Here is a 25,168-nt window from a genome sequence, read left to right on the forward strand (position 1 = left end):
GAGGGTGTCCCGAGGTGGCATTCGGTTCGTCCCGGTCGGTCATCGGCTCAGGGGAAGCGCCAGCTGCGCGCGACCCGGGCAGCGAACTCAGTGAGGTCGGCATCGGTCACGGCGTCGGGTTCCCGCTCCATCGCGTACGCCGATTCGATCCCGAACTGACGCATCTCCCGGGCGCTGATCCACACCTGGGCGGCCAGCGCGATCACCGGCCGGGTGGCCTGTTCGGCCCGATCGGCGAGGTAGCGGACCACCGGCCCGCCGGCACTCCCGAAGTCGAAACCGGTGGCCCCGGTGACCACCAGATCGGCCAGCGGCAGGGTCCGGGAGAGGTCGGCGGCGTCGGCACACAGCTGCGGGCCGGTGCAGATCCGACCGCCCAGGGCAGCCAGGGCGTACGCCCCGTCGGCGCCGGCCCCGGGCAGCAGGGCGGCCTCCGGCGCGCAGAGGTTCGCGAACCGCTCCAGGGTTTCATCGATCGCGATCATCCGCTGCGGGTCCATGTCGCCGGCCCGGCCGCGCAGCGAGGTGATCCCCCGCAGGCCCAGCAGGTGCTGCCCGGCCAACTCCGAGCGGACCACCGCGATCAGTTCGGTCGTCCCGACCAGTTCCCGTACCGGCGCCAGGTCGAGCCAGGTCATCCCGGCCAGGGCCTCCGCCCCCTCGTCCAGCGGCCGGTCCGAGCGTGCGCCGAGGGCGCCGAGGATGCCGGCGCCGGCGTCGTGGCAGTGCAGTTCGCCCAGATCCACCAGGACCCGCTGCGGCCGGGTGGCAAGTACCTCGGCCAGCGCGGCCCCGACTGGTGCCGAGGTGGCCTGTAGCGGCAGCCCCAGGTCCAGTTCGGGCGGGTTGGCGGCGGCCACGGAGAGCAGAACCCCGTCGTCGGTCGGCAGCACCCGGATCAGGCTGCCCGTCTCGTCGGTGGTCAACTCGGCCTGGGTGCCGTGCAGGGCCGCGTACGCGTCGCACAGCCCGGCACCGGCCTCGCCGATCGGCAGCACGGCGAGGTCGGCGTCCGGGGCGGTGGTCCGCCAGCCCCGGGCAATCGCCGTCCCCGCCTCGGCCGAGGCATAGGGCCCGATCGCGTCGGTCGCGATGAGGATTCGCATTTTCCTATTCTTCCACCAGTTCCCCGCCCTCGGCGCGGCCCGACCGCAGGCCGGTAGCACCGCACCCTCTGGCACCGCCCGCGGCATCGGCATCGGACACAGGGGACGGACAGGCGGCCCCGACTAAGCTGGCCGGGCTGCCCCGGGCGCGGGTCCCGGGCGCAATCCAGGAGAGGAACGTGATGGCTCGGATCAGGCGGATGGACCGGACCACGATGGTGCTGTCGGCTCTCGGTGCCGCGATCGGGCTGACCTCGCTGGCCTTCTCGGTCGTCTGGCTGGTGGCCATGCTGGAGAGTCCGGAAGCGATGGTGCCCGCCGAGATCGCGGTCGCCTGGGCCGCGGTCGGGGCCTGTCTTGCCTCGGTGGTGATGGTGGTGCTGATCCCCGTCTTCGACAACTGGGAACCCTCGACGGTACCGCTGACCATCATGGCGGTCGTCTTCGGGCTGCTCGGGATCGTCGCGGCCATCGGAATCTGGATCGCCTCGCTGCTGGTGGTCTGCGACGTCGCCTGTCGACCGGTCGATACCTGGCGGGAGATTCCGGTGCTGCTGGTGTGTGCCGCGATGGCGGCCCTGGGCGTGATCATGGTCGCCAAGGCCAAGGAGTCCGAGGGGTGGTGGACCGCCGCCGCGGTGGTGGTCGGAATCGCCTTCGTGGTCGGCATCGGCTTCTGGGTCGAGCAGGGCGTGTACGCCAACTGACCCGCGGCGCAACACGCACCCGACCCGCGCCACAGGTTGCCCGCGGCGCAACGCACCCGACCCGCGGTGCAACGCACCAGGGCCGCCCCGATCGAACGGGACGGCCCTGCTTGCTCAGCGCTGACGTGCTGACCGGGACCCAGGTGGCGGGTGACCGGCCGGCGGGTGACTAGCTCTCGGCGCGGCCGGGCAGCAGCCCGTCGTCGGCGCCGGATTCGGCCAGCCAGGCCCACACTTCCGCAACGGTGGCGGTCTCATCGGGGACGAACAGGTCGGAATCGACCAGTTCCGCATCGCCCACCGGCGTACCGACCTCCTTGACCTTGTCGATCAGCCCGACCAGTGCCTCGGTCAGTCCTCGCTGGTCGTCGGCGGCCACGGCCGCCTCGACGCGATCATCGAACGGATTCAGTTCGTCGAGGTGGGACTCCTCGATCCGGAACTGGCCCTCCCCCACGATGCGGACGATCACTGCAGACCCTCCTGGTGATTCGACGGCTGCTGCGGGTTGTAGTGCTGGAACTGGTTCGGCTGGGACTGCTGCGGTGCCTGGCTCTGGGCGGGGTGTCCGCCCGGCAGCGCCTGCTGGTTGGCCGGCGCTCCCCCGATCTGGGCCTTCATCGCCGCCAACTGGGCCTCCACGTCGGAGGAGGAGGACAGCGCCTCCAGTTCGCGGGTGATGTCGTCCTTGGTCGACCCGGTGACGTCGTCGAGGGCACCGGAGGCCATCAGCTCATCCAGGGCACCGGCCCGGGCCTGCATCGCCGCGGTCTTGTCCTCCGCCCGCTGGATCGCCATGCCGACGTCGCCCATTTCTTCGCCGATCCCGGTGAAGGCTTCGCTGATCCGGGTCTGTGCCTCGGCCGCGGAGTAGGTCGCCTTGATGGTTTCCTTCTTGGTCCGGAAGGCGTCCACCTTGGCCTGCAGGCGCTGCATCGCCTGCACGAGCTTGTCCTCCTCGCCCTGCAGCTGCTGATGCTGGGTCTGCAGGTCGCCGAGTTGCTGCTGCAGCCCGGACTTGCGGGTCAGCGCCTCGCGGGCAAGATCCTCGCGGCCGACCTGAAGGGCCTTCTGCGCCTGCGAATCCAGCTTGTCGATCTGGGTGTTCAACTGATTGGCCTGCAGTTCGACCCGTTTGCGGCTCTGCGCGACGTCGGCGACACCGCGACGAACCTTGTTCAGCAGCTCAAGCTGCTTCTGGTAGCTGTAATCCAGGGTTTCGCGCGGGTCCTCGACTTTGTCCAGGGCCTTGTCAGCCTTGGCACGGAAAACAGTCGACATGCGCTTGAAGAAGCCGCTCATGGGTTCGGCTCGGTCCTTCCGGTCGATAGGCAGCGCGTGTAGTGGGCGACGCGATGCTGGGTCGGGTCCTAGCCTATGTCGTCGGGGCCAACCTGCGGGAAGAGGGCGACCACGAAACCGGTCGTTCCGCGGTGCGATCAGGCGTACCGGCCGGGACTTTTTGTGATTCGCTGCCGGACTGAGAGAATTGTGTGTCACAGCGAAGGTGAAGGGCAGCAATGGGAATCTTTCGACCGTACGACCGGAAATCCTCCACGGAGCCGGCGGTCAGCGACCCCGAGCCGGCCGAGGATCCGGACGTCACCCCGAAGGGGCAGACCCCGAAGAAGGGCCGGGCGACACCGACCCGCAAGGAGGCCGAAGCCGCCCGCAAGGCCCGCGTCCGCCCCAGCATGGACAAGAAAGAGGCCAACCGGCGCGCGCGCGAGCGCGAGCGGGACAGCCGGATGCAGGCGATGGCCGAGCGCGACAGCACGCCGGAGAAGGTCCTGCTGCGCAACATGATCGACTCCCGACGCAGCCTGGGTGAGTTCATGCTGCCGGCCCTGGTGCTGATCCTGGCGCTGAGCTTCCTCAACACGTTCTGGACCCAGGCGGCGCTGGCCGGGACGATCACCATGTACGCCTTCATCGCCGTCGTCGTGATCGAGGTCCTGTTCATGTGGCGGCGCTTCAAGCGGGTGCTGGCCGAGCGGATGCCCGGCACCACGACCAAGGGCAAGGGGCTGTTGATGTACGGCGCCATGCGCCAGATCCAGATCCGTCGGTTCCGGACGCCGAAACCGACGGTCAACGTCGGCGACGACTACTGATTCCGAGAACTACTGATTCCCTCGGCCGGTCGCCGCGCCGAGGTATGTCGGTGAAGGTCAGTTGGTGACCCGGAACGGCATCCAGATCCGCGGCATCACGCCGCGCTGGGCGGCGCCGGCGGCACCGATCGAGGCGACCAGCTGATAGATCAGCAGCCCTGCGGTGATCACCATCCCGACGATGACGAACCACAACAGGACGCTGACCACGTAGCCGATCAGCAGCCAGACCCCGAAGTTCAGCGCCTCCTTGGCGTGGACCTGGGCGTACTTGGAATCGGGCTTGGCCAGCAGCACGATCACCGGAGCGAGGAAGCCCAGGAAGATCGTGCCCCAGTGCGCGAACGCGGCCAGGTCCTTGTTCTGGGCGATGTCGGCCGGATCGATCCCGGGGATCGGGGTCAGCGGCGGGATCTCGGAGAGTCGGGGGACCTGCTGCGGGTACGTCGCCGCGGTGTAGCCGGCGCCGTACCCGGGAACCGAATCGGGGTACTCGGTGCCGCCCCCCGGCTCGATGTACTGCGGGTATTGGCCGTACTGCGGTTGCTGGCCATACTGCTGCTGACCGTACTGCGGCTGTACGCCGTACTCCGGTTGCTGGCCGTACTGCGGGAACTGGGACACCGTCACTCCTCTGCCTGCCCACGAGCAGGGCAGATTCGGGCGTCACCCTACCCCCGCAGCGGGTCCCGGGCCGTACGCTGGGGCTCGACCACGCGACACCGGTCCACCGACCGCGGCCGACCGCCCGGGATCGGGCACCAAAACCCGGGATCGGGCACCAAAAGGGGGAACTTCCAATGTTCGGATGGCACGCATCGACCAACGCCGATGGCTCCGGGGCAACGCCGCTCGAGGCCCGCTTCGCCGACCAGGCCGAGGCCGAGGAGTGGCTCTCAGCCAACTTCGAGGAACTGCTCGAGCAGGGTCTGGCAAGCGTGACGCTCTATGAGGAGGACCGCCTGGTGTACGGCCCGATGAGTCTGCTGCCGCAGTAGCGGCCGGATTCACTCCTCGACCGTCGCCAGCCATTCGGCGAAGGTCTGGCGCCCCAGCACCGCGTCCGGGCCGGGCAGCCCGAGACCGGCCCGCATCGCGCGCATCTGCTTGGTCGGGACATTGATCCGGGGCAACCAGCCGCGGTAGCCCCGCTTGCGGGCATAGGCCACGACCATGTCCTCGAGCCGTTCCGGGCGCGGCCCGGCCAGATCGGCGGTCCGCCCCTGGGCGGGTCCGACGGCCAACTCCGTCAGGCGCACGGCGACCTCCGCAGCGGCGACCGGTTGGGCCGGTCCGCGCGGTGCCAGATGCAGGGGGCCGACCGCCCCGGCGTCCCACAGGTTGCGGGCGAACTCATGGAACTGGGCGGCCCGCAGAATGGTCCACGGCGTTTCTCCCTGCTCGATCAGTCGCTCCTGCGCCAGTTTCCCGAGGTAGTAGTCGTAGGGCATCCGGTCGATTCCGATGATCGAGATCGCCACCACGTGCTGGACCCCCTGGCGCTGCGCGGCCGCAAGCAGGTGCCGGGTGGCGGACTCGAAGAAGCCCGTGGACACCTTGCCCGACAGGGTGCGGACGCCACTGGCGTCGATCGCGACATCGACCCCGGTCAGCGCCTCGTCCAGACCCGCGCCGGTGGTGACATCGACCCCGGAGGCGCGGCTGAGGGCGATCGGCCGGTGGCCGGCGGCGGCGATCGCGGCCACGGTGGGGCGGCCCAGGGTGCCGGTGCCGCCCAGCACCGCGATGGTGAGGGTCCGGGTCGGCTCGGAGCCGGGTGCGGAGTGGTCGTGCAGATGTGGCTGTGTGCTCATACCTACTAGACGACGCAGCCGCCCGAAATGTGAGGAAACAACCGAAATTGTCCGCCGGATTTTTCGTTCCCTCTCGCATTCTGCCCGCCGGTGGCGTCGACTGGACCCAAGCACCCGACGAAGGGACCGCCATGACCGACCCGGACCAGCCGGCCGACCTGCCCGGCCCCGATGAGTTGACCGGCCCCGATGACCTGACCGGCGCCGCCGCCGAGCGTCGCTCGCTGCTCGGATTGACCTATCGCATGCTCGGCACGATGTCGGATGCCGAGGATGCGGTCCAGGAGACCTATACCCGGTGGTACCGGCTGACCGCCGAGCAACGCTCCGAGATCGAGAACCCCGAGGCCTGGCTCACCCGGGTGGCCGGCCGCGTCTGCCTGGATCACCTCACCTCCGCCCGGGCCCGGCGGGAACGCTATATCGGGGAATGGTTGCCCGAGCCGATCCCCGGCGACGCGCTGCCCGGCCCGCAGCCTCCGATGGATCCCCAGGATCGGGTGAGCCTGGATGACTCGGTCTCGACGGCCCTGCTGGTGGTGCTGGAGCAGCTGACCCCGGCCGAGCGGGTGGCGTACGTGCTGCACGAGGTGTTCGCGGTGCCCTACGCCGAGATCGCCGAGACGGTCGGCCGCACCCCCGAAGCCGTACGCCAACTCAGCTCGCAGGCCCGGCGGCACATCCATGATCGCCGCCCCCGGCCGGCCACCCGAGCGGAACACGATGCGGTGTTCCGATCGTTCGTGACGGCGACGCGCACCGGCGACCTGACCGCGATGCTGGCCCTGCTCGATCCGGCCGTGGTGGCCCATTCCGACGGTGGCGGCGTGGTCTCGGCCGCGCGCAATCCCGTGGTCGGCCCCGACCGGGTGGCCCGACTCCTGCTGGGCCTGCTGCAGAAGCGGACCACGGCCACGCTGTTGCCGACGGTGACCGGCGACGGTCTGTCGGTGCTGGTGGCCCAGGACGGGGCGGCCGACAGCATCGTCTCGGTGAGCGTCAGCGCCGGCCTGGTGACCGATGTCTACCTGATCCGGAACCCGGCCAAGCTCACCCAGTGGTAGCCCTCACGAGGAGTTCGGAGTCTTGTCTCAGCCCTCGTGCAACGGCAGCCGCAGGGTGAACACGGTCCCCCGGGGATGGTTGTTCTCCACCCCGAGGGTGCCGTGATGGCGCTCCAGGATCCGCTGCGACAGGACCAGCCCGATGCCCGAGCCACCCTGCTTGCGGGAGAACGCCTTCGCCGCCGCACTGTCCCACTCCCCCGGCGGGGCCAGCACCTGCGGCGCGACCTGACGTTCCAGGGTCTGCGGGTCCATCCCCCGCCCCCAGTCGGTCACCGAGCAGCAGGCCTGCCCGTCGGCGGCGAAGGTCCGGACCACGATCCGCTTCTCCGGACAGTCGGGCTGCCCCGCCTCGTCGATGGCGTTCATGCACAGGTTGATCACGACCTGGCCGATCAGGATCTGCTCCCCCTGGATGAGCAGCGGCTCGGCCGAGGATTCGACCTCCACCCGAACGCCCCGGTCGGCGGCCCGCAGCCGCACGAAGTACAGACTCTCGGCCACGATCGCGGACAGATCGTGGTCACCGGAACTGGTTTCGATCCGCTGCACGTAGCGCTTCACGCTGGCCACGATGTCGCTGGCCCGACCCAGTTGGCGCTGGGCCTGGTCCAGCCCGTACCGCAGGCTCTCCGGGGTGAGCCGCTCCCCGTCCTGGCGGGCCAACAGCCCCTTCAGGTAGTTTCCCGCGGCGGCCAGGGGCTGGCCCAGTTCGTGGGCGATGGTCATCGCCATGTCACCCATCGCGTTGTAGCGCGCCATGTACTGCAGGTTGGCCTGTTGGTACTGGTTCTCCCGTTCCATCTGGGTCCGGGTGGTGATGTCCCGCACGGTCACCATGGTCGATCTGATCCCATCGTGCTCCACCACCTCGATATTGCCCAGCAACCAGCGCGTGCCACCCTCGAGGTTCACCTCGAAGCGCACCTCGCGGGGGCGGCCGGGCTCCGGCGGGACCAGGGTGGCCGCGCGATGCCGCACCGTGGCGATCTCGTCGAGGCGGCGGCCGATGAGTTGGTCCCGCGTACGCCCGAACAGTTCCTCGGAGCTCTTGCCCCCGGTGTCCACGATGCGTTCCTCGTCGTCCAGCAGGAGGATCCCCGCGCTGGCGTAATCCATGATCCGCATCAGGTAGTCGGAGGCCCGGCTGAGTTCGGCCTCCCGCTCGACCTCCTGGTCGATACTGCGGAACTCGACCATCACCACCGGACCGTCGGCGAAGTCGACCCGGGTGGCCACGGCATGGGTGAGAAAGTTCTTCCCGTCCTTCGAGCGGTACTTCCAGCGGCGCCGGCTGACCCCGTGGTTGACCGCGTCCTGCAGCCAGGAGACGCCGATCGCGCGGCGATAGGCCTGCTCCTGGGCCGACATGTGGTGGGCCTTCAGGGGACGCAACTCGCTGAGGGTGAAGCCGAACATCCGGCACGCCGCCGGGTTGGCCCACAGGATGTTTTTCGATCGCGCCTCGTGGATCAGGATGCCGTACTCGGTGTGCTCCACCATGGCCTGATAGTCGGTCCCACTGGGGAACACGCTGCTCGAGTTCACCGGGCACACTCCTGATTTCACCCCGGCGCGAGAATCCCGCCGGTCGAGGGTTGGGCCCCAGCCTGCTACACCGTCCGCCCGGAACGAAGCCGACGTCACCCGGTGTGGGGAAACCTTTAGCCGGAGCGCGAAAAGTCCCAATAGTGCGTCCGGTCGCCGATTTCTACGCTTGGGCTTGCCAGCAGCCACACCAACGGAGGTAGTCATGACGGCCGGAGCCACCACAGCGACGCTCACCCTGAGCGGAGGTGCGGACCGCAACGTAGCAGCCCCCATCGGGCCGGCCCGGGACGCGGCCTTCGACCACGCCCTCGCCGTACTGCGTGACCGCCGCGACGAGTTCAACGAGCAGGGCTTCGTCCCCAAGGACTACATCCGGCTGCTCAAGCAGGCCGGGATCTACCGGGCTTCCACCCCCGCGCAATTCGGCGGCGACGCCGTGGCGCCGGCGCGCTTCCTGGAGCAGATCGAGACCATCTCGACCATCTGCCCGGCGACCGGCTGGGTGGCCAGCTTCGGGTCGGCGCTGAGCTACTTCGGGGCGCTCCCGCTGGCCACCCAGGAGCAGATCTACGCCGCCGGGCCCGACCTCTGCTTCGCCGGTGGGTTGTTCCCGATGCAGGAGGCCACCGCCGTCGAGGGCGGCTACCGGGTCACCGGGGTGTGGCAGTTCGCCTCCGGGTGCGCCGGCGCCGACGTGCTTGGGGTCGGGCTCAAGGGCGGCCCCGAGTCCGGCGGTAAGCCGCTGACCGCGCTGCTCGATCCGACCCAGGTGACGATCAAGGAGAACTGGGATGTCGTCGGGATGCGCGCCACCGGCTCCAACGAAGTCCACGTCGACGACGTGTTCGTGCCGAGCGAGCAGACCTTCGTCCGCGGCGGCCGTTCCCTCATCGACGAACCGCTGAACCGGTACCCCACCCTCGCCTATGCCGCCCAGGTGCTCGCGATCACCGCGCTGGGTGCGGCCCGGGGCGCGGTCGACTACTGCCTCGAGGTCGGTTCGGCGCGCAGCAGCATCACCGGCGGGAACGCCAAGGGAATGCGGCCCACCTACCAACTCGGGATCGGTCAGGCCGAGGCCAAGCTGCGCTCGGCGCGTGCCTTCTTCTACGAGGAGACCGAACGCATCTGGGACCTGGCCGTGGCCGGCGACCCGATCACCGACAAGGACAAGGCCCTGCTGCGGCTGGCCACCAGCAATGCCGCCCACGTCGGCCGGGAGGTCGTCCAGATCGCGTTCGACCTGACCGGTACCGGCGCCATCTACAACAAGCACCCCCTGCAGCGCTTCGTCCGCGATTCCCTGGTCCCCGCCCAGCACGCCATGTTGGCGACCAACACGATCGAGGCCGCCGGCGCGGTCCTGCTCGGCGCCGACCTCACCATCCCCAGCTTCCCCTGATCCGGCCCCGTGGCCGCAAACCGAAAGGAGACGACGATGTCCGAACCCCTGCGCGTCCTGTTCTGCATGGGCATCAACCAGAATTTCTTCGACCTGCCCAAGTCTCAGATCGGGGTGGTGTGGAAGGCCTTCGCCGGCATGCTCGCCGCGATGGAGGACCTCGACGGGGTCGACGTCCTCGGCAACATCGACGACGACGCCCACATGGTCGGCCCGTCCGACGGCTGGCCGTGGACCTGTTATGTGCTGGCCGACGTCCGGGACCAGGAAACCGTCAAGGCAGCCTGCAACCTGTTCCGAACCACCGAGGTCTTCGGCGATGACGCCCTGTGGAAGTACGCCAAGATCGAAGCCCGAATCGGCCGCGCGCTGACCGTGCGACCCGACGTCAAGACCGACTGACCCGGAGATGACCCACGAGGTAGCCGAACCCGACCGGGACGACCGCGACCTGGCTGACGTACGCGTCCGGCTGGCGAACCTGGAGGCGATCGAGGCCGTCCGGACCTGCCTGGGCCGCTACTTCGACCTGTGCGACGTCCCGGGGCCGTTCACCGACCCGGACACCCGTACCGCGGCCCTGGCCGAGCTCACCGACCTGTTCACCGCGCAGGCCACCTGGGAGGGGATCGGCCCCGCGTACGCCGGAAAGTTCGGCGCGATCCGGGGCCGCAACGCGGTGGCTGCCCATGTCGCGGGCTATCTACCGCCCGCGGAGCACTTCCGCAGCAACGCCCACCTCTTGGGCAGCGAGCAGATCCGGATCGACGGCGACCGGGCCCGGGGCGGCTGGCTGATGCAGCAGCTGTCCCACTACGCCGACGGTTCGGCCGACCTGCTGTGTGCCCGGATCCGGGCCGAGCTGGTCATCGACCGCACCGACGCGGGACCGGTGGCCCGGATCAGTCGCTTCACCACCGAGCGGCTCTTTGCCGCCGAACTCACCATCACGAGCTGACCTCGCCGGGGTCGCACCCAGCTACCGAAGAAGGAGTGGACATGACCAACACCGTGACACCAGCCACGTACGCCGATCTGGTCTCGGCCGACCGCGTCGAGGGACGCCTCTACACCGACCCGGAGATCTTTGCCGAGGAGATGCGCAAGATCTTCCACCGCAGTTGGGTGTGGGTCGCCCACGAGAGCGAGATCCCGCAGCCGGGCTCGTTCAAGACCACCCAGGTCGGCCTCGAGCCGGTGATCGTGGTGCGCGACCGCAAGGGCAACTTCAACACCCTGCTGAACCGGTGCCGGCACCGCGGCGCCACCGTGTGCGATGTGCCCAAGGGCAAGGCCAACGGGTTCACCTGTCCATACCACAACTGGTCCTACGCCCTGGACGGCCGACTGCGCGGCATCCCCTACCCGGAGGGCTACGAGGGCACCGTCGACAAGGCGGACTACCCGCTGAGGACGCTGCGCACCGAGTCCTACCTCGGGATGATCTGGGCCACCTTCAACGAGGACGCCGAACCCCTGGAGGATTTCCTCGGGGACGCGAAGCTGTGGATGCAGCGCTTCTTCAAGCAGACCAACGGCTATGACGCCAAGGTGATCGGGGTGCACAAGTTCCGCTTCCGCGGGAACTGGAAGATCCAGCTGGAGAACACCTCCGACGGCTATCACTTCCCGATGGTGCACAAGTCCTGGATGGTCTCGGTGGACTCCGAGACCGCCGACATGATGTCGTTCATGAATGACCCGGCCTCGGTCACCCATGCCCTGGGCAATGGCCACAGCGTCGCGATCATGACCCCGGCCCACGCCGACCTCGACGTGGACGACGGCACCGAGGAGATCCAGCCGCGGTTCCAGCACCTGGTGGACCAGCTGACCGCCGAAGGCTACGACGCTCCCACGATCCGGCGGATGATGCGCTCGATGCACGGGTGTGGGTTCAACCTGAATACCTTCCCGAACGTGGCGATGAGCCTGTCCTTCTTCCGGGTCCTGATCCCGATCTCGGTGAATGAAACCGAGATCTGGCACATGGCGATCGGCATGGACGGCGGCCCGGAGTACGTGAACCAGGAGCGGCTGCGGATCCACGAGCACTTCCAGGGCCCGTTCGGCTTCGGCTCCCCCGATGACGCGGAGGGGTGGGAGCGCGTCCAGATCGGCAGCACCGCCGACCCGGCCATGCCGATCCTGGTCAACCGCGGCCTGAACCGCGAAGAGGTCTCCGCCGAGGGTTGGCCGACCTCGCACGTCACCGACGAGAGCGGCATGCGTGAGGCGTACTACCAGTGGCAGAAGATGATGAGCGTGGAGGACGACAAGTGAGCATCGAACTGAACGACTCCCGGATCCAGCGGGCCATCGCGCTGATCTGGCACGAGGCGGAACTGCTGGACACCAAGGACTACCAGGCCTGGCAGGAGCTCTACACCCCCGAGGCGAAGTACGTCATCCCGATCGATCCGCAGACCGAGGACTTCGCATCCTCGCTGAACATGGTCTTCGACGATGACCGGATGCGCCGGATGCGGGTGGCCCGGATGGTCGAGGGCTACTCCCCCTCCGCGGTCGCGGCGGCGCGTACGGTCCGCACGGTCAGCCGGTTCAACGCCGACCGGGTCAGCGACACCGAGGTGGTGATCCGCTCCAGCCAGATCCTGTGCTCCTACAAGCGCAACCGGCACGACCTGCTGGGGGCCAACCTCACCCACCACATCGCCCTGGCCGCCGATGGCGACCGGATCGCCCAGAAGGTCGTCCGGCTGCTGAACAGCGACGACCCGGTCAACGCTTCCGGATTCCTGCTGTGACCGGGCCGGACACCGCGGCCACCGGCGGCGAGGCCGCCGCGCCCGGCAACCCCACCGGCGGGATCGCCGTGGTCACCGGGGCAGCGGGCGGGATGGGCGTACATATCTGCCGCCGGCTGCTGGCCGACGGCCACCGGGTGCTGGTCACCGACCTCGATCCGGCGGCCGCCGAGCGGACCGCCGCGGCCCTGGATCCCTCCGGGGAGCGCGCCGTGGGCGCCAAGCTCGACGTCTCCCGGCGCGGCGACTTCGAGGCGGCGCTCGGGCAGGTCCGGGAGTTGTGGGGTACGCCCACCATCCTGGTCAACAATGCGGCGCTGACCCAGGCCGAACCGCTGATGGACCTTGCCGTCGCCGACTTCAGCAAGGTGTTGGACATCAACGCCACCAGCGTGTTCACCGGCTGCCAGGTCTTCGGGCAGGCGATGGCCGAGGCCGGGTACGGCCGGATCGTGAATATGGCGTCGCTGGCCGGACAGAACGGCGGAACGGCCACCGGCGGGCACTATGCCGCCAGCAAGGGCGCGATCCTGACGCTGACCAAGGTCTTCGCCCGGGAACTCGCCGGGCGCGGCGTCACGGTCAATGCGGTGTCCCCGGGCCCGCACGACCTGCCGATCGTGCATCGCACCGTTCCCGAGGACAAGCTGGCCGCCGTGGTCGCCGGGATTCCGGTCGGCCGGCTCGGTGAGCCCGCCTTCATCGGTGACGTCGTCGCGCTGCTGGCCAGTGCCGGCGCGGCCTTCGTCACCGGCGCGTGCTGGGACGTCAACGGCGGTCTGTACCTCCGCTGACGGCCCGCGGCGTCATGCCCACCCCCCGGAGCCCGGACGCCCGTCGTTCGGGCTCCGGGCCCCCACACATCAGGACAGGAAGGAACGGCCCATGAAGATGCTTGAGGTCCGCGTGGCCGAGATCATCGATGAGACCCCGACGGTCAAGTCGATCCGCTTCGAGCGGGTCGACGGGCAACCGTTGGGGGTCTACCAGGCCGGCGCGCACGTGGACGTGGTCGGGCCCACCGCGGTCACCCGGCAGTACTCGCTGTGCAGTACGCCCGACGACCCCGACTCCTACACCGTCGCGGTCAAGCGCGAGGAGAAGTCCCGCGGCGGCTCCGCGGCGCTGCATGATCTGCAGGTCGGCGACGTGGTGCAGATCAGCCAGCCGCGCAACCTGATGGGCGTCCATCCCGAGGGCCGGCACCACGTGCTGATGGCCGCCGGGATCGGGATCACCCCGATGCTGTCGATGGCCCGCTGGATGGATGTCCACGATCATTCCTTCGAGTTGCACTACTTCGCCCGCAGCAGCGAGGAGGCGGCCTTCCTGCCGTTGCTCCAGGAGCGCTGCCCGGAGAAGTTGCACACCCACCTCGGGTTGCCACGCACCGAGCACCGGCCGGTGCTGGATCGCGCGCTGACCGATCTGCCGGCGGATTCGCACGTCTACATGTGTGGCCCGGCCGGCTTCATGGACCTGGTCCGGGAGGTGGCCGAGCAGCATGTGCCGGCCGAGCATGTTCACCAGGAGAGCTTCGAGGCCGCGGCGCAGCCGGATGCCTCGGAGAACACGGCCTTCACCGTGGAGTTCGAGGGGACTGCCTACGAGATTCCGGCCGACCGCAGCATCGTCGACGTGCTGCAGGAGGGCGGGGTCGATGTGGACACCTCGTGCCAGGAGGGCATCTGTGGGACGTGCATCATGACCGTCCTGGCCGGGGTCCCCGACCATCGCGACAACGTGCTGACCAAGGCCGAGAAGGAGGCCGGGGAGCAGATCGCGGTCTGCGTGTCCCGCGCGAAGACGCCGACGCTGACCCTGGACTACTTCTGATCCACCGCGTCCACACACACGCGCAGGGCCCGACCATGTGGTCGGGCCCTGCGCGCGTTCTGCTGTCCCGGACCGCCGCCCGTACGCCCCGGACCGATCCACGTGACGGCCCGGGGCGCTGCTCAGTCCCCGATCACCGCGCGATAGCGGAGCACGTCGCGGACGAGGGTGTTGATCGACTCGGCGTCGGTCTTCTGCTTGATCCGGGCCCGATGGACGTCGACGGTCTTGACGCTCATCCCGAGCCGACGCGCGATGTTCTGGCTGGGCAGCCCCTCCACGACCAGGTTCAGGATCTCCTTCTCCCGCGGGGTGAGGCTGTCCAGTCGGGCCTGGATCTCCGCCCGCTCCCGGTGCTCCTCGAAGCGCTCGCGGGCGGTCTCGATCCCGGCCTGCACCACCTCGAGCAGCTGCTGGGACTCGTACGGCTTCTCCAGGAAGTCGATCGCCCCCAGTTGCATCGTGCGTACCGACATCTTGATGTCCCCGTGGGCGGAGACGAAGATGATCGCCACGAACGGGAACCGCTTGTTGAGCTCCTCCTGGAGCCGGGTTCCGCTCATCCGGGGCATCCGGACATCGAGGATCAGCAGCGCCGGATGATCCCCGGTGTACTCATCCAGAAAGGCGATGGCCGAATCCAGGGTGGTGCAGGCCACGCCGATGCTGTCCAGCAGCCAGGAGACCGATTCGAGCAGGTCGGGATCGTCGTCGACCACATAGACCGAGGTCGCGCCGGGGACGGCAGGAGGAGTCGTCGATGCGGTCACCGGCCTGCGACCCCGTCGGCCGGAGCCGGGGCGGTGGGGTCGGCGGGCGCGGCGTCTCGATCATCCGCCGCGTCGTCGGCCAGGTCGTTGCGCCAGGCCGCTTCCGCGGTCCAGTAGGTGACGCCGGCGGCGCTGACTCCTCGGGTCCAGTCGCTGGTCCGCACCAGGTCAGGCTCGACCGAGGTCACCGATCGATCCGCCGGTGCGGGTCCGTCCTCGGCCACTCCCCAGTGGACCCAGTTCACTTCACGACCGAACTCGTCGTGCACGAACAGGTCCACGTGGTGCCAGCCGTAGTTCAGGGTGTCCTCGTAGCAGGTCAGGAACATCCGATGGGGATTGGTGGGTCGTGGGGTGAGCATGGGTCTCCTTCTGTACTAGTTCGAGGTCCGGAAGTCGGCCAATTGGTCGCCGAGGAGCCGGGCCACCGCATAGATCTCGGCCTCCTCACCGGGGCGACCGATGACCTGCAGGCCGAGCGGCAGACCGGCGGCGTTCCGGGCCCCGGGAACGGTGACCACCGGCAGACCGAGGGCTTGCCAGGGGCGGCTGAGGATGGGTGAGCCGGTGGCCTGCAGCCCGCGCGGAGCGGGCCCCACCGCGGCCGGTCCGACGATCACCTGGCCCGTGGGCAGGACCGCGTCGAGCTCGACCCGGGACCGATCCCGGCGGAACAGGGCCGCTTCGTGCTCGGCGTCGCTGACCTCGGCTCCGTCGCTGAGCAGCCGCGCCAGGGGCTCGCTCACCTCGGCGCTGCGGGCGACCACCTCGGGGCGTTCCCGGACCGCTTCGTAGCTCATGATCACCGGATGATCGCCGGCCAGGGTCCGGACATGGTCGTCCCAGTCGAACTCCTCCACCAGCATTTCGGCACCGAGAATGCCGCGGGCCCGGGCCATCAGATCCCGCATCGCCGGATCCAGCGTGTCCAGGTCGGATCCCCACCAGCCCAGGGCGCCCCTGGCCCGGGCCACTCGCTGCTCCCCGGAGAAGGCCCGCCAGGCGTACTCGAGGTCGTCCACGCTGCCGGCCAGCAGGCCCAGCGAATCCAGCGAGGGGCTCAGGCCGGTGATGCCGGCCAGGTCGGCGGCGCCGTGGGCCAGGACCATCCCGGCCACTCCGCAGTAGGACGCCGGCCGGGTCAGGGAGCCGGCCGTCTGGCTGCCCAGGGCCAGCGGGACCATGCCCGCTGCGACGGCGGCGGCCGATCCGCTGGAGGACCCACCGGGGGTGTGTCCGGGGGCGGCGGGGTTCTCGGTCGGGCCGGGGGCGAAATAGGCGTACTCGGTGGTCACCGTCTTGCCGACCACGACCGCGCCCAGGGCTTCGAGCCGGCGTACGCAGGCAGCCGACTCCGCGGCCGGGGCGCCGTCGGGGATCGTGCTGCCGCAGCGGGTCGGCAGCCCGGCCACATCGATGATGTCCTTCACCGCCAGCGGCACCCCGAACAGCGGCAACTCCTCGGCCCGGTCCTCGTCGCGCGCCGCGGCATCGGCGGTCGCGGCGTCGCGGTGGACCACCCAGGCGTGCACCGCAGCTTCCCGGGCGCCGATCGCGTCCTCGGTGGTCCGCAGCCAGTCCCGGGCGCCGGTGCCGGAGGCGTACGCCTCGGCGACGAGGTCACGCAACGGGGTACGGCTCGGCGCTCCGGGACGGAGCTCGCCGGCATCATCGACAGGCTGTTGCACCATTGCATTCACTCCTTGGTCCGAGTCCTCAGCGGTCGGCCACCTCGGTTCGGTGACCGCCTGGGGCAGGGGTCCGCACCCGCCGGTGGGCACGGGACGGACCATCACACTCGGTGAGGCTGCCATACATTCCCGGTCGCGGAAAGTAAAGGATTCTCCCCTGTCGGAGTAGGTAAACGATTCCTAGGCTGCCTGCCACAGGCCTGTCCCAGGGGCCCGCAGGCCTGTCCCAGGGGCCCTGTCTCAAGGTTGAGACCCAACGAAGGAGATCCGGTGTCTGCCGTAACCGACCCACAGACCAATACCCCGTCCGGACCACAGAGCCAACCGACCGGACTGCGCAGGATGAGTACCCGCGCCTGGATCATCACCGCGCTGCTGGTGCTGTTCCAGATCGTCGCCTTCGCCGACAAGGCAGTCCTGGGGCTGGTGGCACCGCAGGCCATGAGCGAACTGGGGATGAGCGCGGTTCAGTTCGGCTTCATCGGCAGCGCCTTCTTCTTCCTGTACGCGGTGGTCTCCATCGTCGCCGGGTTCCTGGCCAGCCGCTTCTCGGTGAAGTGGATCCTGCTGGTGATGGGCGTGGTGTGGGCGGTGACCCAGGTGCCGATGCTGCTGGGCGGCGGTGCGGCCGTCCTGCTGGTCACCCGGATCATTCTGGGCGGCGCCGAGGGGCCGGCCACTGCGATGTCGCTGACCTCGGCGCATGGTTGGTTCCCGCCGAAGCAGCGCGCCCTGCCGAGCAACCTGATCGCGGCCGGTTCCACCCTGGGCCCGGTCGTGGCGGCTCCGGTCCTGGCCTGGGTCATCCTGACCTGGGGCTGGCGTTCGGCGTTCGGTTTCCTGGCGATCATCGGGTTCATCTGGGTGGTGGCCTGGCTGCTGTTCGGTGCCGACGGACCGTTCGCCGGCAGCGGCAAGGCGGCCCGCGCCAAGGCTGCCGAGGCTGCCGAGGCCCCGGCCCTGCCCGAGTCGGCGACCGCGACCGACGCGCCCGTCGACGAGGCCACCCGGGTGGATCGCTACCGTCCGGTGAAGGTCGGTGCCGCACTGCTGAACCTGACCTTCCTGGCCGCGGTCATCGGTGGCTTCTCGAACTTCTGGGTGCAGGGCTTCCTGACCACCTGGCTGCCGAACTACCTCGGTGCGGTGATCGGCCTGCCGCTGCAGCAGGTCGGTGTGGTCACCACCTTCCCCTGGCTCATCGGCGCCGGTGTCCTGCTGCTGCTCGGCCTGATCGGTCAGCGTCTGCTCAAGCGGGGACGCAGCGTCCAGGCGGCGATCTCGGTCCCGTTCGGTATCGCCGCGATCATCGCGGGGGTGGCGTTCCTGACCGTCCCGCACACCAGCGGCATGGTGGCGGTGGCGCTGCTGAGTATCGCCGGTGGCTGTTCCCTGGCGTACCCGATGACCGCTTCGGCGCTCGGCTACGTGGTCGGCCCGAAGCAGCGGCCCATCCTGATGGCGACGCTGGGTGGCGTGGCCTCGATCGGCGCCATCGTCTCCCCGACCCTGGTCGGCTGGCTGATGTCGAAGGCGGGCTACGTCGCCGCGCCCAAGGGCCAGCCGATCACGCCCGCGATGGCCGACGCGATGGCCACCGGGGTGAACCAGGCGTTCACCATCACCGGCATCGTGTTGCTGATCGGTGGCGTGATGGCGGCCCTGTTCCTGCGCCCCGGCCCGACCGGTCGGCGGCTGCAGCGCAACCACCTGATCGACAAGTCCGCCGCCTGATCGCGTACCGCCCGACCTGCCCCCGGGTATGACGAACCAAGCCTGACGAAAGGATTGTGATGACTGCGACGAGCACCTCCCTGGACGGGGCCAAGCTTCGCGAAGTACTCGGCCACTACCCCACCGGCGTCGTGCTGGTCACCGGCACCGCCGCCGACGGCGAACGGCTGGCGATGATCGTCGGCACGTTCACCTCGGTATCGCTGGAGCCGGCCCTGGTGGCTTTCCTGCCGATGCGCAGTTCCGGCACCTTTGCCCGGCTGCGGGAATGCGAGTCGCTGTGCATCAACATCCTGTCCGGTGATCAGGAGGAGGTATGCCGCACCATCGTGGCGCGCCGGGAGGACAAGTTCCGCGACCTGGACTGGTTCCCCTCCCCCTCCGGCGATCCGGTCCTGGCCGGGTCGGTCGCCTGGTTGGATGTCCGCCTCACCGACACCATCGAGGCCGGGGATCACTGGATCGCCATGTGCACCGTACGCGACATGGCGATCCACAATCCGGTGTCCCCGCTGATCTTCTTCCAGCGCGGGTACGGCACGTTCATCATGCCGTCGCTGGTGGCCCGGATCGATGACGGGATCATCGGTGCGGTGCAGAGTGCGGCAGTGGCCCGCAATGATCTGCAGGAGTTGGCCGACGGGATCCACTGCGAGGTGGCCCTGTTGACCGCGGTCAACTGCAACGAGCTGGCGGCGGTCGCGGCCGCCGCCGGCCCGGGGATCAACGTCGGCGACGGGCTCGCCGATCGGGTTCCGATGGTGCCCCCGATCGGCGACACCTACATGGCCTACGCCCCGCAGGCCGAACAGGAGGCCTGGTTCAGCCACACCCGCGGTGCCCCCGAAGAGTTCGTTCGGATCTGTCGGGAGCGGCTGGAACTGTGCCGCGAGCAGGGCTACCTGATCGCCCTGCTGCCCGATGAGGACGTCGCCACGGCGTACTCCGACTTCTACACCGCAGCCCGGATGTACGGGTCGGGCCTGGTCACCCCCGAGCAACAGCGGCAGCTCGAACAGCGGCTGCAGAACTCGGTGGTGGACTATTCCCCGCACGAACTGGTGCCGGAGGCGACCTACCATCCGGGCAGCATCGTGGTCCCGCTACGGGATTCGGCGGGTGAGATGACGCTCACCCTGCGGGTCTCACAGCTTCCCGCGGTGGCCAGCGGTGCCCAGATCCAGGAGTGGATCCGGGCTGCCCTGGCGACCGCTGCCCGGATCAGCGACCGGCTCGCCGCGGGCGTACCGGGCTGAGCCGAACGGCCCCGGTCGGGGCCGCCCCGCACCGGCAGATCGGTGCGGGCGGCCCGGGCGTCCGCCGGGGTCAGTCCGCGCGGACCCCGGGGGTCACGAACGGGGGCTTGACGACTTCGAAGGCTTCCGAGCGCTTGCGGACATCGACGGTGACGCTGTCGCCCTCGGTGATCGCGGAATCGAGCAGCGCCAACGCGATCCCGACCTTGAGCGTCGGGGAGAATGTGCCGGTGGTGACCTCCCCGACCTGCTCCCCGGCGGCGTTGCGGACCACCATGTGCGGACGCGGGATGCCGCGGCCGGTCGCCTTCAGCCCGCGCAGGATCCGGCTGGGGCCGGCCGCCTTCTGGGCGCGCAGGGCCTCGGCGCCGTGAAAGGTCTCCTTCTTCCAGCCGACCGCCCAGCCAGTGCGGGCCTCGACCGGGCTGATCGTCGGACTCAGATCCTGACCGTGCAGCGGGTACCCCATCTCGGTCCGCAGGGTGTCCCGGGCGGCGAGCCCGGCCGGGGCGATCCCGTACGCCTGCCCGGCCTCGATCACCGCGTCCCACACCGCAACCGCATCGGCCCAGGCACAGACGAGTTCGTAGCCGCGCTCGCCAGTGTAACCGGTCCGGCAGACAGTGAGGTCGATCCCGTTCAGGGTGGCTTGGGCGAAGCGCATGTAGTCGTGGCCGACCGGCAGGCCCAGCGCGGCCAGCGTCTCATCGGACTTCGGGCCCTGGACCGCGATCACGGCAAAGTCCCGATGCTCATTGGTGACGGTGATCCCGGCCGGGGCGCTGTCGGCGAGCACCCCGCAGACGGTGGTGGTGTTGGCCGCGTTCGGGATGCAGAACAGCTCTTCGGCACTGAACTCGTAGGCGATCAGATCGTCGATCACGCCGCCCTCGGCATTGCACAGCAGGGTGTACTGGGCCTGGCCCGGCCCGATCTTGGCCAGGTCATTGGTGAACACGGTGTTCGCGTAGGCCACCGCGCCCGGGCCGGTGATCCGCATCTTGCCCAGATGGGACACATCGAAGATGCCGACCCCCTCGCGGACCGCAGTGTGTTCGGCCAGGACGCCGGCGTACTCCAGCGGCATCTCCCAGCCGCCGAACTCGGCGAACTTCGCCCCCGCGGCGACGTGCCGCTCATGCAGCGGCGAGTGCAGAAGCTGATCCGACTGAGGCTGCTCGGCCATGGGGTCTCCTTCGGGCTGGTTTCGCAGCAAGTTACACGAGCCGCACGGATGGGTCGGGGCGGGTCATCACCTCGGGCTGATCGGTGCGAGGTCTACTCGGGAATGTGGGCCGATCCTGACTCCAGATGACTCAGATCGGCCGAATTCGGCCCGAATCGATCCTCTGGTGGCAGGATCGGCCCACCTCGGGCTCCTGACCCGGCAGCCGGCAGGCGCGGCGGGGCGCCGGGGTAGCCTGACAGCGATCTGATCGTGCACCGAGAGGAATACTGTGCTGACTCCTGCCCTGCCCACGCTGTCCCTGGCCAAGTCGGTCCGCGAGGATGCCGACATCGTCGTCGTCGGGTTCACCCGCGACGGTGAGTCCCCGGTGATCCCCGGCCTGCCCGAGTCGCTGGTGAAGGCATACACGAAGAAGGTGGGGCAGAATCCGGCCGCGCTGGCCGAGGACCTGGGGGCCAAACCGAAACTCGGATCCACCACGCTGCTGCCGTCGGTGGACGGCACCAAGCTGCTGGCCGTCGGCCTGGGCGAGGGAGCCGCGTCGCTGTCGGACCTGCGGTCCGCCGCCGCGACGGGGGTCCGGGCCGCCCGGTCGGCCGGCGCGACGAAGGTGGCCGTGGCCCTGGCCGCGCACGATCCGGAGACGGTCCGGGCGGTCGCCGAGGGCGCGGTCCTGGGCAGCTACACCTATGCCGGGCTGGTCTCGACCGAGCCATCGACCGCACCGGTGGAGCAGATCACCGTGGTCGCCGATGCCAAGCAGGCCGACGGCAAACAGTCCGCGCTGACTGACCAGGTGACCCAGGCCGCGATCATCGCCGGCGCCCAGCTGACCGCCCGGGAATGGGTGAACGCGCCGGCCAACCTGCTCTACCCGGAGACCTTCGCCGAGGAGGCGCTGGCACACGCGCGTCGCGCCAAGGTGACCACCGAGGTGCTCGGCCCGGAGGAACTCGCCGCCCAGGGCTACGGCGGCATCACCGCCGTCGGTGGCGGATCGGCTCACCTCCCTCGGCTGACCCGGCTGGAGTACGCCCCGCGCAACGCCAAGGCCCACCTGGTGCTGGTCGGCAAGGGGATCACCTTCGACGCCGGCGGCCTGGACCTGAAGACCGCCGACGGAATGTACACGATGAAGAGCGATATGGCCGGCGCCGCCGCTGTGATCGCCGCGACCGTGGCCATCGCGGAGTTGGAGCTCGATATTCACGTCACGGCGTACGCGGCGATGGCGGAGAACCTGCCGTCGGACACGGCGTACCGGCCCTCGGACGTGCTGACCATGTACGGCGGCACGACCGTCGAGAACGCCAACACCGACGCCGAGGGGCGCCTGGTGATGGCCGACGCGCTGGCCCGGGCGAACGCCGACCAGGCGGACCTGGTCGTGGATGTCGCCACCCTCACCGGTGCCTGCATGGTCGCTCTGGGGATGAACGCCTTCGGGATTTTCTCCGACTCCGAGGAGGTCACCGGACGGGTCCAGGACGCCACCGAGGCGGCGGGAGAGCGTGGCTGGCCGCTGCCGATTCCGGCCGAGACCGCCGAGGAACTGGAGTCCAAGGTGGCCGACCTGAAGTCCTCGGGCGGCCGGTACGGCGGGGCTTCCACCGCGGCCGCCTTCCTGCGCCGTTTTGTCGCTGCCGACACCGCCTGGGCCCACCTCGACATCGCCGGTCCGTCGTTCACCGACAAGGCCCGCGGGGAGAACTCGCCCGGGGGCACCGGCGTCGGCGTGCGTACGCTGATCGAACTCGCCCGCGGCATGCAGGCCTGAGCCCCGCGGGACGCGCCGGGTCGCGGTTCGCGCCGTGACCCGGCACCGCTCCGGCCGAAACTCCGGGATGGGCGCGAAAACCGGCGCCCGGGGTGGAAGATAGGGTGGCAGACAAGCAGATCCCACGTCTTGGAGGAGTCTCTACCCATGTCGACTTCCGTAACCCTTCCCGAACTCGGCGAGTCGGTCACCGAGGGCACCGTCTCCCGGTGGCTCAAGGCCGTCGGAGACCGGGTCGAGGCTGACGAGCCCTTGCTCGAAGTTTCCACCGACAAGGTCGACACCGAGATTCCCAGTCCGACAGCCGGCGTGCTCCTCGAGATTCGGGCAAATGAGGACGACACCGTCGAGGTCGGCGCCGTCCTCGCGGTGATCGGCGAAGCGGGCGAAGCTCCCGCGGACGCCGGGTCCGCTCCGGCCGCCCCGGCCGAGCCCGCCGCCGCGGCTCCCGCGCCGGCCGCTCCCGAGCCGCAGCCCGAGCCCGAGCCGGCCCCCGCCGCTCCGGCGTTGCAGGCCCCCGCCCCGCAGGCCACCGCTCCGGCCGCAGGTCCGGCGACCGGCACCGAGGTGAAGCTGCCCGAGTTGGGCGAATCGGTCACCGAGGGCACTGTGTCCCGCTGGCTGAAGCAGGTCGGGGACACCGTCGAGACCGATGAGGCCCTGGTCGAGATCTCCACCGACAAGGTCGACACCGAGGTTCCCTCGCCGGTCAGCGGTACCGTGCTGGAGTTGCGCGCCAATGAGGACGACACCGTCGAGGTGGGCGCCGTGCTCGCGATCATCGGTGATGCGAACGCCGCCCCCGCGGCGAGCGCCCCCGCGGCGAGCGCCCCCGCCCCGAGCGCCCCGGCGCAGGCCGCGCCGGCACCCGCCCCGGAGCCGGAACCCCGACACGCCGCCCCCGAACCCACGCCGGCTCCCGCCGCTGCCCCGGCGGCGGCTCCCGCTGCTGCCCCGGTACCGGCCGCGCCCGTCGCCGAATCGGCTCCGGCCACCCAGGCGGCCCCCGCCCCGGCCGTGGCCCCGCGCAGCAAGAACGACTCCTCGGCGTACGTCACCCCGCTGGTACGCAAGCTGGCCGCCGACAACAACGTCGACCTGGCCACCGTGCAGGGCACCGGAGTGGGTGGGCGCATCCGCAAGCAGGACGTCCTGGACGCCGCGGCTGCAGCGAAGGCCCCCGCTCCCGCGGCAGCGACCGCTCCGGCAGCCGCTGCCCCGGCGGCGTCTGCTGCTCCCTCTGCGGAGGCGGTCGCCAAGCGCGGCACCACCGAGAAGCTGTCCCGGCTGCGCAAGACCATCGCCCGGCGGATGGTCGAGTCGCTGCAGACCGGCGCCCAGCTCACCGCGACCGTCGAGGTCGACCTGACCCGGATCTCCCGGATCCGCGCCCAGGTCAAGGACGCCTTCAAGGCACGCGAGGGCGCCACCTTGTCCTACCTGCCGTTCATCACCAAGGCGACGATCGAGGCGCTGCGGCACTTCCCGAAGGTGAATGCCACCATCGACACCGAGGCGGGCACCGTCACCTACGCCAACGCCGAGAACATCGGCATGGCCGTCGATACCGACCGGGGCCTGCTGGTGCCGGTGATCCGCAACGCGGGCGACCTGAACATCGGCGGACTGGCCAAGCAGATCCACGAGATGGCCGCGAAGACGCGGACCAACAAGCTGACCCCCGATGACCTGACCGGTGGCACCTTCACCATCACCAACTACGGGTCGGCCGGCACCCTGATGGACACCCCGATCATCAACCTGCCGGAGGTCGCGATCCTCGGCACCGGTGCGCTGGTGAAGCGGCCGATGGTGATCACCGACCCGAACCTGGGTGAGGTCATCGCGATCCGCGACATGATGTACCTCTCGCTCACCTACGATCACCGGCTGATCGACGGGGCCGACGCGGCCCGCTTCCTGAGCACGGTGAAGGCGCGCCTGGAGGAGGGCGACTTCGGCGCCGAGTTCGGTCTGTGAGCCGGATCCGCTGAATCCGATCGGCACCTGAGGGCCGGTACCCAATCGGGTACCGGCCCTTCGGCTTTGCCGACCGGCCGCGGGGGTACGCCTTCCCGCGACCGATCCCTCACCCGGCCCATTGCCCGTGACAACTTCGCAGACCGGGTGACCCGTACCCGGCGGGGATCAGAAGGAGCGAAGGTTCGTGTCTAGCAGCGACGCCAGCAGCGGACGCTCCCCGGGGTGTTGCCTCGCTGGACCGGGGGTGGGCTCGCCACCCGGGACCCTCGGCTCGCTGCCCGGGACCCTCGGCTCGCTGCCCGGAATCTCGACTCGCTCCCCGGGACCCTCGGCACGCTCCTTGGGCAGGAGTCGGCCCACCCCCGAAAGAAGCGAAGGCTCGTGTCGGGCAGCGACGCCAGCAGCG

Annotated in this window: 25 protein-coding genes; 15 read left to right on the plus strand and 10 right to left on the minus strand. The window is 69.6% G+C overall.

Annotated elements, in window-relative coordinates; all coding sequences use genetic code 11:
- Positions 1–47 precede the first annotated feature (47 nt).
- Complete coding sequence (locus G531_RS0107460; protein ID WP_026926761.1) at positions 48–1,106, minus strand: glycerate kinase; 1,059 nt, start codon at positions 1,104–1,106, stop codon at positions 48–50.
- A 182-nt stretch (positions 1,107–1,288) separates the two neighbouring features.
- Here G531_RS0107460 and G531_RS0107465 point away from each other — a divergent pair, with 182 nt between their 5' ends.
- Positions 1,289–1,813, plus strand: coding sequence for a hypothetical protein (locus G531_RS0107465; RefSeq protein ID WP_145978757.1), 525 nt, complete (start codon positions 1,289–1,291; stop codon positions 1,811–1,813).
- 169 nt (positions 1,814–1,982) lie between these two features.
- Here G531_RS0107465 and pspAA read toward each other — a convergent pair whose 3' ends face one another.
- Positions 1,983–2,285, minus strand: a complete 303-nt coding sequence (gene pspAA / locus G531_RS0107470; protein WP_026926763.1) for a PspA-associated protein PspAA — start codon at positions 2,283–2,285, stop codon at positions 1,983–1,985.
- Positions 2,282–3,115, minus strand: coding sequence for a PspA/IM30 family protein (locus G531_RS0107475; protein WP_026926764.1), 834 nt, complete (start codon positions 3,113–3,115; stop codon positions 2,282–2,284). Before G531_RS0107475 ends, pspAA begins: the two co-directional genes overlap by 4 nt.
- A gap of 218 nt (positions 3,116–3,333) precedes the next feature.
- Between G531_RS0107475 and G531_RS21190 the strand changes: the two genes are divergently transcribed.
- Positions 3,334–3,927: a DUF3043 domain-containing protein gene (locus G531_RS21190; RefSeq protein ID WP_051215204.1), complete on the plus strand. Its 594-nt coding sequence runs from the start codon at positions 3,334–3,336 to the stop codon at positions 3,925–3,927.
- Between the two features lie 57 nt (positions 3,928–3,984).
- Here G531_RS21190 and G531_RS24460 read toward each other — a convergent pair whose 3' ends face one another.
- Entirely contained in the window at positions 3,985–4,551 is a 567-nt protein-coding gene (locus G531_RS24460; protein ID WP_051215205.1) for a DUF4870 domain-containing protein, read from the minus strand.
- A 176-nt stretch (positions 4,552–4,727) separates the two neighbouring features.
- Here G531_RS24460 and G531_RS0107490 point away from each other — a divergent pair, with 176 nt between their 5' ends.
- Positions 4,728–4,925: a hypothetical protein gene (locus G531_RS0107490; protein ID WP_026926765.1), complete on the plus strand. Its 198-nt coding sequence runs from the start codon at positions 4,728–4,730 to the stop codon at positions 4,923–4,925.
- A gap of 9 nt (positions 4,926–4,934) precedes the next feature.
- Here the strand turns inward: G531_RS0107490 and G531_RS0107495 are convergent, their stop codons facing one another.
- Positions 4,935–5,741: an SDR family oxidoreductase gene (locus G531_RS0107495; RefSeq protein ID WP_051215206.1), complete on the minus strand. Its 807-nt coding sequence runs from the start codon at positions 5,739–5,741 to the stop codon at positions 4,935–4,937.
- Positions 5,742–5,872: 131 nt separating this feature from the next.
- Here G531_RS0107495 and sigJ point away from each other — a divergent pair, with 131 nt between their 5' ends.
- The gene (gene sigJ, locus G531_RS0107500; protein WP_081683922.1) at positions 5,873–6,805 is read left to right on the plus strand and encodes an RNA polymerase sigma factor SigJ; all 933 of its coding nucleotides are present in this window, start codon (positions 5,873–5,875) and stop codon (positions 6,803–6,805) included.
- A gap of 27 nt (positions 6,806–6,832) precedes the next feature.
- Here the strand turns inward: sigJ and G531_RS0107505 are convergent, their stop codons facing one another.
- Positions 6,833–8,353, minus strand: a complete 1,521-nt coding sequence (locus tag G531_RS0107505; protein WP_211221794.1) for an ATP-binding protein — start codon at positions 8,351–8,353, stop codon at positions 6,833–6,835.
- Between the two features lie 205 nt (positions 8,354–8,558).
- Here G531_RS0107505 and G531_RS0107510 point away from each other — a divergent pair, with 205 nt between their 5' ends.
- From G531_RS0107510 to G531_RS0107540, 7 genes are all read left to right on the plus strand, one after another.
- A complete protein-coding gene (locus G531_RS0107510; protein WP_051215207.1) occupies positions 8,559–9,758 on the plus strand; it encodes an acyl-CoA dehydrogenase family protein in 1,200 nt (399 codons plus the stop codon).
- Positions 9,759–9,794: 36 nt separating this feature from the next.
- A complete protein-coding gene (locus G531_RS0107515; protein ID WP_026926770.1) occupies positions 9,795–10,160 on the plus strand; it encodes a hypothetical protein in 366 nt (121 codons plus the stop codon).
- Between the two features lie 7 nt (positions 10,161–10,167).
- Complete coding sequence (locus G531_RS0107520) at positions 10,168–10,716, plus strand: nuclear transport factor 2 family protein (RefSeq protein ID WP_081683923.1); 549 nt, start codon at positions 10,168–10,170, stop codon at positions 10,714–10,716.
- A 41-nt stretch (positions 10,717–10,757) separates the two neighbouring features.
- Positions 10,758–12,041 carry an aromatic ring-hydroxylating oxygenase subunit alpha gene (locus tag G531_RS0107525; RefSeq protein ID WP_026926772.1) on the plus strand — a complete coding sequence of 428 codons (1,284 nt, stop codon included), beginning with the start codon at positions 10,758–10,760 and terminating at the stop codon, positions 12,039–12,041.
- Entirely contained in the window at positions 12,038–12,526 is a 489-nt protein-coding gene (locus G531_RS0107530) for an aromatic-ring-hydroxylating dioxygenase subunit beta (protein WP_026926773.1), read from the plus strand. Before G531_RS0107525 ends, G531_RS0107530 begins: the two co-directional genes overlap by 4 nt.
- A complete protein-coding gene (locus G531_RS0107535) occupies positions 12,523–13,320 on the plus strand; it encodes an SDR family NAD(P)-dependent oxidoreductase (RefSeq protein WP_217996389.1) in 798 nt (265 codons plus the stop codon). The genes G531_RS0107530 and G531_RS0107535 overlap by 4 nt, the downstream gene beginning before the upstream one ends.
- Before the next feature lie 91 nt (positions 13,321–13,411).
- Complete coding sequence (locus tag G531_RS0107540) at positions 13,412–14,362, plus strand: PDR/VanB family oxidoreductase (RefSeq protein WP_026926775.1); 951 nt, start codon at positions 13,412–13,414, stop codon at positions 14,360–14,362.
- Between the two features lie 122 nt (positions 14,363–14,484).
- On the opposite strand, the gene G531_RS0107545 is transcribed toward G531_RS0107540, so the two are convergent.
- From G531_RS0107545 to G531_RS21205, 3 genes are read right to left on the minus strand one after another with little or no spacing between them, the layout of a single operon-like run.
- On the minus strand, positions 14,485–15,132 hold the full coding sequence (locus tag G531_RS0107545) for a response regulator transcription factor (protein WP_026926776.1): 648 nt from the start codon (positions 15,130–15,132) through the stop codon (positions 14,485–14,487).
- Positions 15,129–15,494: a hypothetical protein gene (locus G531_RS21200; protein WP_211221795.1), complete on the minus strand. Its 366-nt coding sequence runs from the start codon at positions 15,492–15,494 to the stop codon at positions 15,129–15,131. The genes G531_RS0107545 and G531_RS21200 overlap by 4 nt, the downstream gene beginning before the upstream one ends.
- A gap of 15 nt (positions 15,495–15,509) precedes the next feature.
- Positions 15,510–16,823 (minus strand): amidase family protein, encoded by a 1,314-nt coding sequence (locus tag G531_RS21205; RefSeq protein ID WP_081683924.1) that lies wholly within the window; start codon positions 16,821–16,823, stop codon positions 15,510–15,512.
- 270 nt (positions 16,824–17,093) lie between these two features.
- Between G531_RS21205 and G531_RS0107560 the strand changes: the two genes are divergently transcribed.
- Positions 17,094–18,557, plus strand: coding sequence for an MFS transporter (locus G531_RS0107560; protein WP_026926777.1), 1,464 nt, complete (start codon positions 17,094–17,096; stop codon positions 18,555–18,557).
- 59 nt (positions 18,558–18,616) lie between these two features.
- On the plus strand, positions 18,617–19,813 hold the full coding sequence (locus G531_RS21210; protein ID WP_035758178.1) for a flavin reductase family protein: 1,197 nt from the start codon (positions 18,617–18,619) through the stop codon (positions 19,811–19,813).
- A 70-nt stretch (positions 19,814–19,883) separates the two neighbouring features.
- Here G531_RS21210 and gcvT read toward each other — a convergent pair whose 3' ends face one another.
- Entirely contained in the window at positions 19,884–20,999 is a 1,116-nt protein-coding gene (gcvT, locus tag G531_RS0107570) for a glycine cleavage system aminomethyltransferase GcvT (protein WP_026926778.1), read from the minus strand.
- Positions 21,000–21,270: 271 nt separating this feature from the next.
- On the opposite strand from gcvT, the gene G531_RS0107575 reads away from it, so the two are divergent.
- Both G531_RS0107575 and sucB read left to right on the plus strand, forming a co-directional pair.
- Positions 21,271–22,779, plus strand: a complete 1,509-nt coding sequence (locus G531_RS0107575) for a leucyl aminopeptidase (protein ID WP_245630526.1) — start codon at positions 21,271–21,273, stop codon at positions 22,777–22,779.
- A 147-nt stretch (positions 22,780–22,926) separates the two neighbouring features.
- Positions 22,927–24,759: a 2-oxoglutarate dehydrogenase, E2 component, dihydrolipoamide succinyltransferase gene (gene sucB, locus G531_RS0107580; protein ID WP_026926780.1), complete on the plus strand. Its 1,833-nt coding sequence runs from the start codon at positions 22,927–22,929 to the stop codon at positions 24,757–24,759.
- Positions 24,760–25,168 lie beyond the last annotated feature (409 nt).

This window comes from Granulicoccus phenolivorans DSM 17626 = NBRC 107789 = JCM 15570 (assembly GCF_000423085.1).
Classification (GTDB): domain Bacteria; phylum Actinomycetota; class Actinomycetes; order Propionibacteriales; family Propionibacteriaceae; genus Granulicoccus; species Granulicoccus phenolivorans.

What these genes read in the sequence shown, in the direction of transcription:
- G531_RS21205 (WP_081683924.1), bottom strand. Translation starts at nt 16,823, where the DNA reads ATGGTGCAACAGCCTGTCGATGATGCCGGCGAGCTCCGTCCCGGAGCG.
- sigJ (WP_081683922.1), top strand. Translation starts at nt 5,873, where the DNA reads ATGACCGACCCGGACCAGCCGGCCGACCTGCCCGGCCCCGATGAGTTG.
- G531_RS0107510 (WP_051215207.1), top strand. Translation starts at nt 8,559, where the DNA reads ATGACGGCCGGAGCCACCACAGCGACGCTCACCCTGAGCGGAGGTGCG.
- sucB (WP_026926780.1), top strand. Translation starts at nt 22,927, where the DNA reads ATGTCGACTTCCGTAACCCTTCCCGAACTCGGCGAGTCGGTCACCGAG.
- G531_RS0107525 (WP_026926772.1), top strand. Translation starts at nt 10,758, where the DNA reads ATGACCAACACCGTGACACCAGCCACGTACGCCGATCTGGTCTCGGCC.
- G531_RS0107515 (WP_026926770.1), top strand. Translation starts at nt 9,795, where the DNA reads ATGTCCGAACCCCTGCGCGTCCTGTTCTGCATGGGCATCAACCAGAAT.
- G531_RS0107465 (WP_145978757.1), top strand. Translation starts at nt 1,289, where the DNA reads ATGGCTCGGATCAGGCGGATGGACCGGACCACGATGGTGCTGTCGGCT.
- gcvT (WP_026926778.1), bottom strand. Translation starts at nt 20,999, where the DNA reads ATGGCCGAGCAGCCTCAGTCGGATCAGCTTCTGCACTCGCCGCTGCAT.
- G531_RS0107495 (WP_051215206.1), bottom strand. Translation starts at nt 5,741, where the DNA reads ATGAGCACACAGCCACATCTGCACGACCACTCCGCACCCGGCTCCGAG.
- G531_RS0107460 (WP_026926761.1), bottom strand. Translation starts at nt 1,106, where the DNA reads ATGCGAATCCTCATCGCGACCGACGCGATCGGGCCCTATGCCTCGGCC.
- G531_RS21210 (WP_035758178.1), top strand. Translation starts at nt 18,617, where the DNA reads ATGACTGCGACGAGCACCTCCCTGGACGGGGCCAAGCTTCGCGAAGTA.
- G531_RS0107540 (WP_026926775.1), top strand. Translation starts at nt 13,412, where the DNA reads ATGAAGATGCTTGAGGTCCGCGTGGCCGAGATCATCGATGAGACCCCG.
- G531_RS0107520 (WP_081683923.1), top strand. Translation starts at nt 10,168, where the DNA reads ATGACCCACGAGGTAGCCGAACCCGACCGGGACGACCGCGACCTGGCT.
- G531_RS0107475 (WP_026926764.1), bottom strand. Translation starts at nt 3,115, where the DNA reads ATGAGCGGCTTCTTCAAGCGCATGTCGACTGTTTTCCGTGCCAAGGCT.
- G531_RS21200 (WP_211221795.1), bottom strand. Translation starts at nt 15,494, where the DNA reads ATGCTCACCCCACGACCCACCAATCCCCATCGGATGTTCCTGACCTGC.
- G531_RS0107490 (WP_026926765.1), top strand. Translation starts at nt 4,728, where the DNA reads ATGTTCGGATGGCACGCATCGACCAACGCCGATGGCTCCGGGGCAACG.
- G531_RS21190 (WP_051215204.1), top strand. Translation starts at nt 3,334, where the DNA reads ATGGGAATCTTTCGACCGTACGACCGGAAATCCTCCACGGAGCCGGCG.